Here is a 16,051-nt window from a genome sequence, read left to right as displayed (position 1 = left end):
TGAGCCATGACTGGCTCATGTCTCAGGCTGATATCTCAAGTCATCGAGAATACTGTTGTTATGTATTTAAGCTATTGAAAATCATATTTATTCACCGCTGGATGAGGTGATCAATGGGGGAGAATAATTATAAATCTAGTATCACTTCAGCAAAATTTTGTTTCTCCAGCATTTCTAAAAATTCATCACCGAGTCGCTGACTTTCTGCCACAGACTGCTTCCACAATTGTTTTCGCTTCTGATCATCCAGACCTTTCATCACAAAATCTTTACGATCTGGTAAACGTCCTAAAGGTAAAGATTTTAAATAGTCTTGAGAAGGCGAGATCAGTAAAGTCCGTGCTTGGTTTGCAGGATTGGCTGTGCGAGATTTAAACATTTTGTCAAACCAGCCTGGGATGATACTGTCGGTAAAATGTGGATATAAAACAATCCCTTTACTCTCAAAAGGCAAATCGATGTGATAGTCAATCAAACCACCATCTCGATATGCGCCTTGTGGCGCATCGGCAATATTTTTTACCGCAGGTGTAACTGCAGGAATCGAACCTGAGGCCATCAGCCAATCCGCAACATTGTGCTGATTAAAATTTAAATAATGGGTTTTAAAAGCGTCATCCTGAATTTTAAATTGTGGGAACTGAGCAGGCTGACAGATGACCCGTTGCATAAATTTATTCAGGTGGTTTCTTGAAATTGCATTACTGCCGATAATACCGAGTAAGGAGCTATACAGTGCAAGCTTTTGATCACTTTGAAATAAATGTTCTGCTTTGGCTGCGATAATCGTAAGGTGATATTCGGGATGTTCGACCAATTTTTGGCTATGTTGGTCTAAAATGCTGTACAGCATCTCGCGAGATATTTTCTCAATCTCTGCAATGGTCATCTTTTTATGAAAGGGCAAGTTGATATATAACTCCGCCAAACGCTTAGGACCGAGTTGTTCACCTTGCGCTAAAATTCCAGCAAAGCGCCATGCACCAACAGATGAACCAATTAAAAAACGTCGTTGTTTGGCACGCTGTAGAAAATCACCGAAAATCGCCTGATCCAAGCCCATTAAACCAATGCCTTTGGGGCCGCCAGCTGCGCCGGGAATCATATCGACTTGATGTGCAGATAAGCCTTCTTGTTGTATGTGTTGTTTGGCGAGTGAGCCTGCACGTAAGGTGATTGCTGCAGGGCGTTTTTGTAGAATTTGGGTCATGATTTCACTCACTCAAACGAATATTTTTATTTTAGAGTGCGTGATAGATTGAACAATGGCGAGAGCTGTCACTCGGTGACTTAGCAGTCATAGACAAAAAGCCTATTCATTGAATAGGCTGAATCACTTTATTTGGCAATCCGCCAAACTGCTAAAACAGTGGACAAGACAATTAAAACAATTGAAATATACCACGGTGCAATGATCGCAATAGAGAGCAAAATCGCCATAATACTGCCGAAAATCCAGCTACGTTTTTGTTGCTGTTCCACTTCTAAACGCATCATTTGCAACTCATGCAGTTGTTTTGCATGCCATGCAGATTGATTTTTTAAACCATTTAAGCTGTCAACCATCAAGGTTGGGAAATCCTGTGCGCCTAAAAGTAAGTCAGGAATTTTCTGTCCTAACTCTTTTAAGTTTTTCTGAGGATTCATTTGTGCTTTTACCCATTCGGTGAGAATCGGTTTTGCCAGTTTCCAAATGTCGAGTTCAGGATATAAATCGGTACCTAAACCTTCCACATGCACCAGTGTTTTGAGTAATAACATCAATTGTGGTGGAATTTCTAAATGGAAACGACGCGCAATGTCCATGACTTGAATCAAGATACCCGCAAAGTCCAATTCATGCATCGGTTTGGAAACCATTGGTCCAACAGTGCGACGCATTTCACGGGATAGCGCATCTTGATCAGTGCCCGGTGGAATCCAGCCTGCCTGATGCACAATTTGAATCAGTTGTAAGAAGTCGCTGTTCATGACCGCAAGCAACATACGTGCAACGGTCATCTGATCTTGTTTAGATAGCTCACCCATAATTGCACAGTCAAGGGCAATATAACGAGGGTGGCTTGGATTTAAGGTTTCAACAAATACGTTGCCGGGATGCATGTCGGCATGGAAGAAATTGTCACGAAATACTTGCGTAAAGAAAATCGTTAAACCCTTTTCAGCAAGATCTTTACGATCCATCCCGAGCTTTTCAAAGGTTTCAATATCCGAAATGGGAACGCCTGTGATCCGCTCAGCAACCATAACATCTTTGCTGTCCATATAGACTTCAGGCACATACATCATGCTTGAACCCGTGAAGTAATGACGCATACGACGGGTATTGTCTGCTTCTAGTGTAAGATCCAGTTCATTTAAGATCACTTGACGATAATTCTGGATGATTTCAGACAAATGCACTGCACGAGCTGCTTCAAGCCGTTTTTCTAAGCTTGCTCCTAGCCATTGCAGAATTTCAAAATCCTGTAGAATCTGACTGCGAATATCTGGACGAGTGACTTTCACCACCACTTCACGACCATCATGGAGCGCAGCAGTATGGACTTGTGCAATAGATGCAGCAGCCAAAGGTTGTTCATCAAAACGGGCAAAAATTGTAGAAATATTGGCTTTCAGCGATTGTTCAATACGCGCTTTTGCAATATTGACCTCGAAGGGTTTAACCCGATCTTGTAATAAAACCAATTGCTGTAAAATTTCAGGTGGAATTAAATCACGACGCGTGGAAAGTAATTGCCCCAGCTTAATTGCTAAAGGTCCCATTTCTTCTAATGCTTCTTTAAGCTTGAGTGGGTTTTTACGTTCTTTGCTTGACCATGCCGCAGGGTGTAAGCGAATTAAAGCTAAAGCATGCCGAGCTTTTTCAGGTAATTCTTCCGCAGGGACCAGTGTGTCGAGTCTATAGTGCGCGGCGATGCGCCAAAGTTCGAATAAACGGGCAATATGCGGAATCATATATTAAATTACCTGATCTTGATTTTGAGTAAAGTGAGATTGAAGTTGCTGAATTTTTGCTTCAAGTCGGTCAATATTTTGGTTCAGTTGACGGGTATCTTGTTGCAGATCATCCATTTGCCAACGCGGAGCCAATACACCCGTATCTTCTTTTAAAAAGTCTTCTACAAAAAATAAATGACTTTGCAGTGAGCGTTTGAGATGCTTTGGCGCCAGTTGGATTTTGCCAATTTCATGCGCGAGTGCAGGACCAATCCACGGGCTAAGCTGGGCTGCCAAATCAGGCTCAAGCTGTTGGATAATATTTTGAATATCCTGTAACAGGTGATAATCACCTTGTAGAGGAATATTGCCAATATCATCCGCAACAAATAATTTAGCCAATTCAACAACATTCTTTACATGTAATGTTGCTGTGGCTTCTGCAATCGCAACATTTTTGTCAAAAGGACGTTGTTCAAAAATTGAAGGTGTTTCGCTTTTACCAGTCACAGTCGGTTCAAGACGGATTTTATTTTGATCAAAGTAAACATCGACAGAAAGCTGAGGCGTATCCATCACGACACGTAACAGTTTGCCTTGTAACTGATTAAATTGGATGCGGGTAATTGCATCCAAATTAATAAACTGATTGATTAATCGTTCAACTGCACCGAGTGCCAGAATTGACCACATAATTCAACCTTGCTTGTTATATCTTGGGGAAATTACAGTTTAAAGCCACGGTGTACCGCCACAATACCACCGGTTAAATTGTGGTAATCACAGTTTTGGAAACCGGCATTTTCCATCATACCTTTTAAGGTGCGTTGGTCTGGATGCATACGAATAGATTCGGCCAAATACTTATAACTTTCTGCATCATTGGCAACAACTTTGCCCATAAATGGTAAAGCCGTGAAAGAATAGAAGTCATATAGCTTTGAAAATGGTTCAAATACTGGTTTTGAGAACTCAAGTATTAATAAACGACCACCTGGCTTTAATACACGATACATCGCTTGGAGTGCCGCATCTTTATCAGTCACATTACGTAGACCAAAGCTGATGGTGAGCAAGTCAAAACTATTGTCTGCAAATGGCTCTAAGGTTTCGGCATTGGCCAAAACAAAATCAACATTGGTACAGCCAGCATCAATCAAACGATCACGACCAACATTCAACATGGACTCATTAATATCGGATAAAACCACATGACCTGTTGGACCAACTTCACGGCTGAAAACTTTGGCTAAGTCACCTGTACCGCCTGCAATATCAAGCACATGCTGACCACGACGGACACCTGACATATTGATCGCAAATCGCTTCCAGAGGCGGTGAATACCGAATGACATTAAATCATTCATAATGTCGTATTTACTTGCGACAGAATGGAAGACTTCAGCGACTTTTTGCGCTTTTTCTTCACTATTAACAGTTTTGTAGCCGAAATGCGTAGTTGCGCCAACATTACCTGTATTAGCACCACGGGGGAGGTTGTATTTTGGCACAGTCCCAGAAACTGGCGTATCTACCAGTTGTTGCTGCAAGGACTGTTGTTGGCCTTGTGGAGTACCTTGCGGTAATGGTTCTGTTAGAAATGGACTCACTTTGTCTGTATTCGTTGCCGTTTCAGCAGGGGCTGTAGGCTTTTGGTTTTCATTCGACATTTGAGTCACTCCTGAACACAAAAATGGGAAATTTTATATTGCTCTGCATAATGACAGATTCTGCATAATTTTGCAGTCCTCATCATGAAATTGTTATGAATAATATACAAAAACCGATCTTAGAGATCGGTTTGATACAGCCAAAAATTAAATTAATCCTGAAATGGATTGGGATCTCCAGCATGCACTTTTTCGACAATATCACGTTCTTTTAGGGTAAATGCATGGATAAAATCAGCTGCGGATTTCATCGGTTTCATCGCAATAAAACCTTCGCCAATAAAGTCATACATCAATTCAAATTTATATTTGATTGCAGTGCCTTTACACATTTTAAATGCAGTATGCATAATGAATGAACGCATGTATTTGTCTAGTGCACCACCCAAATCATCCAATAAACCCAGCTGTTGTTGACGGGCTTCTGCTTGATCTAATTTCAGTAAGGTCAGTCGCATCATTTCATCATCAATCACTTGGTCAACAGGGTAATCCTTAAGTAATTGTGCCGCGACTTGCTCATCAAGTTGCATAGCAAGTACCGCCAATCCAACAGATTTTAAACCGGTCTTAATGGCATTTTCAGGGAGAATTTTTTCTGCTTTGTGTGCATATTTTAATAAACGTTCAATCTGTATCGCCAAATCATCAAATTCAGGCCCACCATATAAGCGGTTGATAAAATATTTTGCCATCAATTGATTTTCTTTTTGATTAAACAGCGCATGATGAGTGTTTTCAATACGCATTTTTAACCAGTCCTGCGCTTCATGCAGGCGTTTTTCTAGAATTGGGTCAGTGTGATAACTCAATTGTTGATATTGTTCTAAAAGCTGATCAAGTGCAGCAAGTTTTGACATATAAAAACTCTAGATTTCGTTTAGCAACAGCATAAAGGCAGTTGGCACGTATCACTATGACAAAAGTTAAAAAACAATAGAGAAATATGGTCAGTGGATTTTTAAATAGCCAATATCAAAGATTTTATACAGAAAATAATATAACTCTGTTTTAGGGAATGGGTATACTCAATTGAAGTTTCAGACCATAGAGAAGCAGATGATTGAAGAACAATTAGCGTTTGCGTTGCGTGATGAAGAAGAGTTATCCGTTGATCTGATTGAGGCACAATATGCCTTAAAGAATTCTAAAGATAAAAATAATGCCAAAAGCTTGGTCATTTTAGTCAGTGGTATTGAGCTTGCGGGGAAAGGGGAAGCGGTTAAACAATTACGTGAATGGGTTGATCCTCGTTACTTACGGGTTAAAGCAGATCCAGCCAGTTTATTTAGCAGTAAACAAAGTTTTTGGCAGCCTTATGCACGACATATCCCATCAGAAGGGCAAATCCAGCTGTTTTTTGGCAATTGGTACAGTGACTTATTGTCAACAGCGATGCATGTTTCTAAACCTTTAGATGAAACCTTGTTCGATACCTATATTGAAAATATGCGTGCTTATGAACAAGATCTAAAAAATAATCATGTTGATGTGATTAAAATCTGGTTTGATCTACCGTGGAAAAGCTTACAAAAGCGTTTAGATTCAATGGATGCGTCTGAACAGCGTTGGCATAAGTTAATGGGTTTGGATTGGCGGAATAAAAAACAATACGACATTGTGCAAAAATTACGTCAACGTTTTACTGATGATTGGTATGTGATTGATTGCGAAGATTGTGTTGCACGAGATCAACAATTTGCTCAGTATATTTTGCAAGCATTAAAGCAGTTGCCTCGACATAAAGCAGCAGTGAGAACCAAGTGGAAACAGGCGACTGTACCTGAGTCGTTATTGCAACCTGCTACAGAAGAACTGGATAAAGATCAATATAAAGCTGAATTAAAGAAATTAACCAAAAAAGTATCGGAAGCGCTACGCAATGATTCACGCAATGTCATCATAACCTTTGAAGGCATGGATGCAGCAGGTAAAGGTGGGGCAATCAAGCGGATTGTGAAAAATCTTGATCCACGTGAATACGAGATTTATACCATTGCTGCACCAGAACAGTATGAATTGCGTCGACCCTATTTATGGCGGTTTTGGACCAAGATTCAACCCGAGGAAAAGATTAGCATTTTTGATCGTACTTGGTATGGTCGAGTATTGGTTGAACGTATTGAAGGCTTTGCCAAGCCTGCGGAATGGCAACGTGCCTATGATGAAATTAATCGCTTTGAAAAAGATTTAACGGATAATCAAACCGTGTTAGTTAAATTCTGGTTGGCAATCAGCAAAGATGAACAAGAAGCACGTTTTAAAGCACGTGAACAAACACCGCATAAACGCTTTAAAATTACCCCTGATGACTGGCGAAATCGTGGACATTGGGACGATTATTTAAATGCGGCTGCGGATATGTTTGAACGAACCGATACTGAGTATGCACCGTGGCATGTGGTTGCGACCAATGATAAGTACACGGCTCGTATTCAAATCCTTAAAACGATTTTAAAGCAGTTAAAAGCGGATTAGACATGATCAGGCGTTGGTTCCTATGAGAACATTACACAAGATTTTGCTCGATCATAAACAGCACTTAACTCAGCCGAGTGAAAAGTTAGTTCAGCAGTTGATTCGAAAACTAGACAATGATTCATATTTACCTGATGGTAAAAATGTTCATAAATTACACCTACTTTCTACCAGTGAAGTAGATAAGTTTTTACTCAATTGTTTAGCTAAATATCAACTGAGCAATGAACTTTATGATTTAAGCAATCATGATATCGGAAGTTTAAGAGCCGTCTGGGCTGTATTGAGTTTCTCTAAAAATCCTGAAGTCATTCAATATTTTGATGATTTTATTTTAGAAAATATCCGTCATCAGCCTGCGTATTTAGCAAATCTTTTTGAAATTTTTAATTTCTTGGAGGCGCCTCATCCTTCTGTTGAGCAAATTCGACAGTATTATGATCAACGCTTGCCCGAGTTGCCTGCTTATCAATTATTGAAGCGATTAGATATTCATCCAGTTGATCTATTCAATTGGTCAATTTCATTTATTTTAACAACCGATGGTGAATGGTTGACACCAAGAGAACTTACTGATGAAGAAAAGAACCGTCGTTATATATTAGAAATTAGATTAAATTCGCCTGAAGCATTGAATGATACTTATAGGGTCGAGATAATGAATGATTTTTCTTTAAAGAGAAAAAGGATCATTTTAAAACAAAGCGGTACATTTACAATTGATATCGATCAGATGAAATTTCCATCAGTGGATTTGTTGAATTTAAACCTGTTTTTGACGCATATAGAGCAATTTTTAAATATACAATTCAATTTCGAAAAGTTTGCATATCTATCTGTAACGAAAGGGATTCAACGTAAAAAAGTCGAGGCATGGATCAAAAACCGATTTGTAATTTAAAGGGTTATTTTTAAATAATGTTTTGTTAATGGAGAAAGCCTATTGCTTAAAATCTCCTAATCTAATGGATGCCCCAGAATTTTTTTAAGTAAAAATTTTAAAGCAATTTTTTCGGCGGGATTTAATGCAGCGAGGGTTAAATCACTAATGCTTGCAGCAATCGGAATTGCTTGCGAAAGCTCTTGAATACCCGATGGTGTAATATGAATCAACACCTTGCGTTTGTCATGTTGATCAGGATCTTGTGAAATAAAAAGCTTGTCTTTTAATCGCTGGATAATGCCACGAATGGTTGCTTGGTCGATACCAGTTTCCTCAACCAGTTCTTTTTGTGAACATTCTTTTAATTTATTGATGGCATAAAGTACAGCGAACTGAACCGAAGTGAGGCGAGTTTCATCCAAACTTTGTTGAAAAATCGTTAAATGATGAAAGTAAGTCCGTCTAAGTAAATATCCCACTTGTTCTTCAATTACATATTCATCATTCATGTTTGACTTCTTTATCATGTGAGGAAAATTAGACCCGAAGATTTAAAATATTGATATTTTTTTAAAACTTTAACAGGGCTAGTATAAAAGGATTGCATAAAAATAACGACCATAATGCTACTTGGTCGTTATGCTTTGCTTGGATGTATTAAACATTTGATTTTAATAGTTAGTTTCTTCGCGTTAGCTGAGCGCTATAGGAACGCCTTGATCAACAACCACTAAATCATCGAGTTTCACTGTACAGTTACGAAGTGGAATATCCATATGACATGGTGTCTTACGGCTACCACCTACTTCTGTGTTGGGTCCCGTTGAAAATAAAAAGTTACCATTAAAAGCACGTGCATCCATACACATTCCATCATTTTTATCATGCAAACCCATCGCTGTCCATTGTGCTCGAGGTTGTAAGCCCCAACCAATGTGTGAAATTCCATACACCTCTGGATCATTAAAATATTTCATATAATCACGAAGATATTCTGCTTCAAATCCACCATGAATTTGAGTAATTACCCCCTTTTCGATTTCTAAAGTGACTCTTTCACGGGCATAGGTTTTAAAGGGTAATAAAATATCACCAATATCTACAACCAAGATGCCTTCTGCCATATTTTCATTGGGCCAAGTGAATAAGAAACCACTCGGCCAGTGATCCCAGCGCCCAACTTCGTCAGCAAAGCCATATTCAGTTACAGCAGGGTATTGCCCAAGCGGAGCATAAAAATCTGTGCCTGCCTTTGAGTTCACATGCATACTTTTCGCTTTCTTTAAGTATTTTTCCGCAGTTTGAATCCGATGTTTGTCTTCTTGTGTGGGCAGCATACGAGCGAGAATTTCTGGGGGTTCCACGGCCAGTAAAATTCGTGTTCCTGTTTTTAAAATCTGTTCTTGTTCTGGTGAGTGCAGCAACATCATGGTGTCAATGATGAGGTCGACAGATTCAAGTGCTTGTTGCGCAGCAAAATTACCCGTTAACGCAGTATCACCACAATAAGCGGTCATATCGTTCCCCATGGCTTGGGGATGATTAAATGAAGGTAATTCTAAAATAAATACTTTGGCTTTTAACCGACATGCTGCATCAAGTGCGGCTTGAACGGTTTGTTGATGTGAATAATGACTTTTTAAAATCGCCACACTTTGTGTTTCATCGATTTTGGATAAGGTTAAAACATGCTCAAACATTTGGGTCAGTTCAGTGCTATTTACAGGCATGATGGTGCTCCTTTTTCATCGCTGTTTTTGTATTTTTAAAGAGTATACACTTTGATAAAGTGAATTGTACATTTATTACATCATTGTAATTAAAATAATTATTAATAATAAACAAATATTTAATTGATTTTATAGGTTGGGATTTGTTTGTAAATTTAAAGTGTATAGACTTTAATATTATCGTGGGGTATATCTATTAAAAGAAAAATTTGTTTGATGGAGTAAACAATGAATAAAGCAAAAAAAATTGCAGTGATTGGTGCAGGTCTTGGTGGCGCTTCAATGGGGCTGTTACTACAGAGAGCGGGTTTTGATGTTGATGTCTATGAACAAGCAGCAGAATTTTCTCGTTTAGGTGCTGGTATTCATATTGGTCCAAACATTATGAAAATCTTTCGAGAAATGGGCTTAGAGCAAGACTTGGAAGACATGGGATGTCATCCAACGCATTGGGTCAGCCGTGATGGAAATACTGCAGACTATATGTCCAATGTTGGTTTGACTGGATATGGAGCAACCTATATCACGATCCATCGTGGTGATATGCATGCCCGACAAATCGAAGCATTGCAGCAAGACAAATTACATTTTGCCAAGCGCTTAAGTGCTATTACTCAAAAACTAGATGGAGTAACGCTAAGCTTTGAGGATGGCACAGTAAGTGATGTTGATATTGTGATTGGTGCTGATGGGATTAACTCAAAAATTCGAGAAATCATTCTTGGACCAGAAGCCCCTTTATACAGTGGTTGGGTTGCGCACCGTGCCATGATTAAAGGAGAACAATTAGAGAAATTAAAACAGCAATTTGATTTAGACGATTGTGTCAAATGGTGGTATGAGGATCGCCATATGATGGCCTATTACACCACCAAAGAACGTGATGAGTACTACTTTGTTACAGGTGTGCCTCATCCAGCATGGGATTTCCAAGGGCAAAGTTTTGTGCCTTGTTCAAAACAAGAACTATTTGAAACATTTAAAGATTTTCATCCAACCATACAAGCCATGATTGAAGCCAGTGAAGATATTACCAAGTGGCCATTAAACAATCGTAATCCGTTACCGATATGGAGCAATGGCCGGATGGTGTTGCTTGGTGATGCTTGCCATCCCATGAAACCGCATATGGCACAAGGCGCAGGTATGGCGATTGAAGATGCCGCAATGCTCACGCGCTGTTTGCTGCAAACAGGGTTGGACCACTATCAGGAGGCATTCAAATTATATGAACAAAATCGTAAACAACGTGCCAGTCGAGTGCAAGAAGTTTCCAATGCCAATACCTTCTTAAAAAGCCAAGAAGATCCAGCTTGGGTGTATGGATATGATGTATATGCACATGCATTAAATGAGGAGGAGGCCGTATGAGTCAATTCCTGTATGGGTCTAATATAGCGATCAATCAAGTCCGCTTACATTATCTTCGTTATGGTGGGAGAGGGCATGCTTTGGTGTTGATCCCCGGGATTACCAGTCCTGCCATTACTTGGGGATTTGTAGCGGAAAAATTAGCACAATTTTTTGATGTCTATGTTTTGGATATTCGAGGCCGAGGGCTGTCTTCTTCGGGGGAGTATCTGCAATATGACACCGATACCTGTGCGCAAGATATTCTAGATTTTGTTAAAAAATTGGACTTGGAATCTTATTATTTGGTTGGGCACTCGATGGGCGCGCGTTTTGCAATTCGTTGTGCTGCGTTTGAGCCCAAAGGTTTGAAAAAAATAGTCTTGATTGATCCTCCTGTCTCAGGTCCAGGACGGCGTGCTTACCCGAGCCAATTATCTTGGTATGTCGACTCTATTCAGCAATCTATTCAGGGGATGAATGCAGAAGACATGAAGCAATATTGCCCATCTTGGACTTTAGCGCAAAGACAATTGCGCGCAGAGTGGCTACATAGTTGTTATTTACCAGCCGTTATCAAGTCTTTTCATGATTTTCATCATGTTGATATTCATCAATATATCTCAAAAATCAAAGTACCAACTTTATTAATGGTGGCTGGTAAAGGCGATGTGATCTCGGCAGGCGATATTGCAGAAATCCAATTGCTTAATTCACGGATTTTGGTGAGCCGTGTGGAAAATGCAGGGCATATGATTCCTTGGGATGACTTAAATGGTTTCTTAGCCGGCTTTTCAGATTTTTTAGGACAGAGGCTTATTTAAGGAGGAATGCTCATGCAACGAATTTATAAAATTGGTCAAATCGTACCCAGTTCCAATACCACGATGGAAACTGAAATTCCAGCGATGTTGAAAGCACGTCAACTGATTCGTCCTGAAACATTTACCTTCCACTCTAGCCGTATGCGGATGAAACATGTCAAAAAAGAAGAGCTTGCGGCAATGGATGCACAGTCTGACCGTTGTGCTTTAGAACTTTCAGACGCCCAAGTTGATGTATTGGGATATGCCTGTCTGGTTGCGATTATGTCCATGGGCATCGGTTATCACCGTGAGTCAGAAAAACGTCTCCATCAAGTCACGGTTGATAATGCTGCTGCAGCACCTGTCGTCACCAGTGCGGGGTCTTTGGTTGACTGTTTGAAGCTGATGAAAGCGAAAAAAATTGTTGTTGTTACGCCCTATATGAAACCCTTAACCGAATTGGTGGTGAATTACATTGCTGAAGAGGGTTTTGAAATTCTCGATTATGTGGCCTTAGAAATCGCTGACAACATTGCTGTTGCGCAACATGACCCTGCTGATTTGCCCAACATTGTGCAGAAGCTGAATTACCAAGATGCAGATGTGATTGTGCTTTCAGCATGTGTACAAATGCAGTCGCTTCCTGTAGTCGCTAAAGTTGAGGCACTTACGGGTAAGCCCGTGATTTCAGCAGCAATTGCAACAACCTATCAGATGCTTAAAGCAATGGATTTAGAGCCAATTGTACCGGGTGCTGGTGCATTGCTCTCTGGCGCATATGCATAAGGAGTGTGAAATGAATCAACAATCCCTAAATGATAATTACCAAGGCGTGTGGGGAAATCGAATTGGTTTTGGCAAGAAACCCGTGCTGCTGTTGGTCGATTTTATCCAGTCTTATATTACGGCATCTGAGCCTTTATATGCGCCTGATGTGATTACTGCAGTTCAAGAAACCGAAGCAGTTTTAACACTGGCACGTGAACAGAATATTTTAGTAATTCACACCAATATTCTTTATCACGCTAAAAACCAAATTGACGGGGGAATGTGGGTAAAAAAATCACCCGTAATGGCAGCGATGACGATGGATAATCCAGCCACTCAATTTTGCCCACAAGTTCAACCGCTCGACACTGAATTGGTGATCACTAAAAATTATGCAAGTGCTTTTTTTGCTACAAGTTTGTCATCGGTTTTAAACGCTGAGGCGATAGATACCGTGATTATTGTGGGTTGTTCGACCAGTGGGTGTGTTCGCGCAACAGCCGTGGATGCTGTGCAACATGGATTTAGAACCATTGTGATCCGTGACTGTGTTGGGGATCGTCATCGTGAACCCCATGAAGCCAATCTGTTTGATATCGATAGTAAGTATGGAGATGTTGTATCAAAACAAGAGGTCTTGAATTATTTCACTCAAAACAAAAAATGATGATTGATACAGCTAAAAATTATGGACGTTAAGGTAATAAAAAACCAAGGATAGAATGGTTTTTGGTGATGCATTAAAACAAAAGAGAATGTGCAGATCATCAGTGACATAAAAGTTTTGTTCATTTTGTTCTAAGTATTACAAGAAAAACAACTCACTTGGTTTGTGATCTAAAGGAGTTAGATATGTCTACCAGTGTTGTAAAACCACAAGAAATTTACCCTGAACAAGAGGTTCAGGTTTATAAAAAAGTGATTTGGAAACTGATTCCATTCCTGTGTTTCTGTTATATCGCAGCCTATTTAGACCGAATTAATGTCGGGATTGCCAAATTACACATGTTAAATGATGTGAACTTGAGTGAGGCTGCGTTTGGGTTAGGCGCAGGACTTTTCTTTGTTGGCTATATTATTTTTGAAGTACCCAGTAACTTGGTTCTGGAAAAGGTTGGTGCAAAAATTTGGATTGCGCGGATTATGATTACATGGGGGATTTTGTCTGGTTTAACCATGTTTGTGACCACACCGATGCAGTTTTATGCGCTACGGTTTCTGCTCGGTGCTGCGGAAGCAGGCTTTTTACCCGGGGTTTTGTATTATTTAACCACATGGTTCCCAACATATTATCGCGCTAAGATCATTGCCTTATTTATGATCGGTTTACCTTTGGCGGTGATTATTGGTAGTCCGCTATCAGGTTGGATCATGACCACCTTTGATCAAGTTTATGGCTGGGCAGGTTGGCAATGGTTGTTCTTTTTAGAGGCACTTCCAAGCGTGATCTTGGGTATTTTGACATTTAAAATGTTACCGAATCACTTTTCCAAAGCCAAATGGCTCAATGATGCTGAAAAATCAATCATTGAAAAAAATCTCAATAAAGATTTAGAAGGCAATGACTCTGCCAAACAAAAGCATAGTTTTAAAGATGGATTTTTCAATACCAATATCCTGAAACTCGGTGCAATTAATTTTTCGATGTTGCTGTGTACCTATTCTATGGGCTTTTGGTTGCCGACATTTATTAAAACCACAGGCGTTGCCAACTTATTAAATATCGGATTACTGGTTGCCATTCCAAGTATTGTTGGTTTGATTGCAATGTTGGTCATTGGGCGGAGCTCAGATAAATATAGAGAGCGTCGTTGGCATATGGTCGTACCATTTATTTTTGGTGCAGTCGCACTGTTTTTAACCACAATGTTTAGTAGCAATATTGTCATGACCTTGATTTTGTTCTCGATTGCTGCGATTGCGACCACAGGCACCATCCCCGTGTTTTTTAGTCTTCCTGCAACTTTTTTATCAGGAACTGCGGCGGCGACAGGGTTTGCATTGGCATGTTCTATTGCCAACATTGCCGGCTTAGTCAGTAACACTTTGGTGGGTTATGCCATTCAGATTACCGGTAAACCAGAAGGTGCACTCATCGTGTTCTCAGCATGTTTATTGTTGAGTTGCTTCATTGTGCTGTCTTTGCCTAAAACATTAGTAAACAAATAAATTAAAAAAATTGAATGGCAATGCGTTCGGGAGAACAAATTGCTGAGGAGGTTCTCATGTTAAAAATTAAATATTTAGGATTAATTGTATCGAGTTTGATCTCATTTCAAGCCTATGCCAATGCACAACCTTCACCGTTCCAATGGGAAACTGAAGATGGTTTAAAACAATTGAAATTAGGCGGTTTTGTCCGAACCAATTATCGCGATGAGCGATGGGAAAGCCCCAATAATGGCAAGTTTTTGTTTGATAATGCCCGTTTAAATATTAAGGGAAAATATGATCAATTTTATTTGGATGTAAGTTATGCCTTCCAAAGTGATCATAAACGTTCTGTTGAACATGGTTTTGTCGGCTATAAGCCTGATGACAATAATGATTTTCAGGCCGGAATTATTTATAAGCCTTTTGGGATTTATCCATTCCCAGAGCATGCCTGGACTTTCCCGATCCCATTTTTCTTGGGATTTGCCGACAGCGTAGCGCCGGGATTGAGTTGGAAAAATACCTCGCCAACACATGATTTTACCGTGGCGTATATGCCAATCATGAGTCCAGGCAATATTCGTTATTCGCCAGAGTCAGGTTCGGCGGATAAATTGGATAATGTGCTGCCTCACCAACAGCAATATCTCAATGAAAAAAGAAATCAGCTCAATCTACGTTATGCCCATAAAATGGATTTGGAATTTGGTAAACAGGAGTTTGGTGTCAGTGGGGCATATTCACAATTGCGTAATAAAGCGACGGATAAAAATGGCGATTATTATGCATTTGGAGTGCATGGCTTAAACAATTACGAAAAATGGAATGTGCAAACTTCAGCGATTCGCTATAAATATGATGCAAAAAACCCAGAGGGTTTAAATAATGATCAAATTTTAATGCAAGCGAATGGTATAACACCTGCTTATTTTGTCGCAGCTGAAGGGACGATTGGTTCTTTTAATATCGGTTATACCCAACCTGTGCAAACCAAGTATTTTCCGAATTTAAAAACTGTAAAATTCTATAATGATTATAGTGTGTTATGGAAAGACAAAGCCGGTTGGGATCGCTCGCAAATGGACACCTTTGGAGTGCAGTTTAATGCAATGCCTTTCTTAATTTGGGTAGATGGAAGTGTCGGGAAGAATGTCAATGTGTTGGGTGGGGCTAAAAACGCAACTGGCTATACCTCGACGAATTCAGACTATAGCAATGACTGGAAATTTAGGTGGAATATCAACGTTGGATATAACTTTTAGTCTTGACCTA

Annotated in this window: 15 protein-coding genes; 8 read left to right on the top strand and 7 right to left on the bottom strand. The window is 39.8% G+C overall.

All coding sequences use genetic code 11. The features are described 5' to 3' along the window. Positions 1–127: 127 nt before the first annotated feature. The 5 genes from MTO68_RS21315 to MTO68_RS21295 form a co-directional block, all read right to left on the bottom strand. Positions 128–1,210, bottom strand: coding sequence for a patatin-like phospholipase family protein (locus tag MTO68_RS21315; protein ID WP_244014266.1), 1,083 nt, complete (start codon positions 1,208–1,210; stop codon positions 128–130). Between the two features lie 128 nt (positions 1,211–1,338). Next, positions 1,339–2,958, bottom strand: coding sequence for an AarF/UbiB family protein (locus MTO68_RS21310; protein WP_239044775.1), 1,620 nt, complete (start codon positions 2,956–2,958; stop codon positions 1,339–1,341). Between the two features lie 3 nt (positions 2,959–2,961). Next, the gene (locus MTO68_RS21305) at positions 2,962–3,633 is read right to left on the bottom strand and encodes a hypothetical protein (RefSeq protein ID WP_004725474.1); all 672 of its coding nucleotides are present in this window, start codon (positions 3,631–3,633) and stop codon (positions 2,962–2,964) included. 32 nt (positions 3,634–3,665) lie between these two features. Beyond that, complete coding sequence (ubiE, locus tag MTO68_RS21300; RefSeq protein ID WP_004725476.1) at positions 3,666–4,610, bottom strand: bifunctional demethylmenaquinone methyltransferase/2-methoxy-6-polyprenyl-1,4-benzoquinol methylase UbiE; 945 nt, start codon at positions 4,608–4,610, stop codon at positions 3,666–3,668. A gap of 152 nt (positions 4,611–4,762) precedes the next feature. Beyond that, entirely contained in the window at positions 4,763–5,470 is a 708-nt protein-coding gene (locus tag MTO68_RS21295) for a hypothetical protein (protein ID WP_244014264.1), read from the bottom strand. Between the two features lie 199 nt (positions 5,471–5,669). On the opposite strand from MTO68_RS21295, the gene MTO68_RS21290 reads away from it, so the two are divergent. Both MTO68_RS21290 and MTO68_RS21285 read left to right on the top strand, forming a co-directional pair. Continuing rightward, positions 5,670–7,088 carry a phosphate--AMP phosphotransferase gene (locus MTO68_RS21290; RefSeq protein WP_244014262.1) on the top strand — a complete coding sequence of 473 codons (1,419 nt, stop codon included), beginning with the start codon at positions 5,670–5,672 and terminating at the stop codon, positions 7,086–7,088. A 22-nt stretch (positions 7,089–7,110) separates the two neighbouring features. Beyond that, positions 7,111–7,989, top strand: coding sequence for a hypothetical protein (locus MTO68_RS21285; RefSeq protein ID WP_004816712.1), 879 nt, complete (start codon positions 7,111–7,113; stop codon positions 7,987–7,989). Positions 7,990–8,045: 56 nt separating this feature from the next. On the opposite strand, the gene MTO68_RS21280 is transcribed toward MTO68_RS21285, so the two are convergent. Next, complete coding sequence (locus MTO68_RS21280) at positions 8,046–8,480, bottom strand: MarR family winged helix-turn-helix transcriptional regulator (RefSeq protein ID WP_004725483.1); 435 nt, start codon at positions 8,478–8,480, stop codon at positions 8,046–8,048. 183 nt (positions 8,481–8,663) lie between these two features. Then, the gene (locus MTO68_RS21275; RefSeq protein WP_244014260.1) at positions 8,664–9,701 is read right to left on the bottom strand and encodes a 2,5-dihydroxypyridine 5,6-dioxygenase; all 1,038 of its coding nucleotides are present in this window, start codon (positions 9,699–9,701) and stop codon (positions 8,664–8,666) included. A gap of 228 nt (positions 9,702–9,929) precedes the next feature. Between MTO68_RS21275 and MTO68_RS21270 the strand changes: the two genes are divergently transcribed. The 6 genes from MTO68_RS21270 to MTO68_RS21245 all read left to right on the top strand — a co-directional run bounded on the left by MTO68_RS21270 (position 9,930) and on the right by MTO68_RS21245 (position 16,041). Further along, entirely contained in the window at positions 9,930–11,072 is a 1,143-nt protein-coding gene (locus MTO68_RS21270) for an FAD-dependent monooxygenase (RefSeq protein ID WP_244014258.1), read from the top strand. Then, positions 11,069–11,875, top strand: coding sequence for an alpha/beta hydrolase (locus MTO68_RS21265; protein ID WP_244014257.1), 807 nt, complete (start codon positions 11,069–11,071; stop codon positions 11,873–11,875). The genes MTO68_RS21270 and MTO68_RS21265 overlap by 4 nt, the downstream gene beginning before the upstream one ends. 12 nt (positions 11,876–11,887) lie before the next feature. Next, entirely contained in the window at positions 11,888–12,643 is a 756-nt protein-coding gene (locus MTO68_RS21260) for an Asp/Glu racemase (protein ID WP_279578599.1), read from the top strand. 10 nt (positions 12,644–12,653) lie between these two features. Then, positions 12,654–13,292: an isochorismatase family protein gene (locus MTO68_RS21255; protein WP_244014255.1), complete on the top strand. Its 639-nt coding sequence runs from the start codon at positions 12,654–12,656 to the stop codon at positions 13,290–13,292. Between the two features lie 185 nt (positions 13,293–13,477). After that, entirely contained in the window at positions 13,478–14,794 is a 1,317-nt protein-coding gene (locus MTO68_RS21250) for an MFS transporter (protein ID WP_004816727.1), read from the top strand. A gap of 56 nt (positions 14,795–14,850) precedes the next feature. Then, the gene (locus MTO68_RS21245) at positions 14,851–16,041 is read left to right on the top strand and encodes a hypothetical protein (protein WP_244014253.1); all 1,191 of its coding nucleotides are present in this window, start codon (positions 14,851–14,853) and stop codon (positions 16,039–16,041) included. Positions 16,042–16,051: the final 10 nt, after the last annotated feature.

This window comes from Acinetobacter sp. NyZ410 (genome assembly GCF_022828975.1).
GTDB classification, from domain to species: Bacteria; Pseudomonadota; Gammaproteobacteria; order Pseudomonadales; family Moraxellaceae; genus Acinetobacter; species Acinetobacter guillouiae.
The sequence above is the reverse complement of the archived record's forward strand: the minus strand, read 5'-3'. Positions and strand labels throughout refer to the sequence as shown.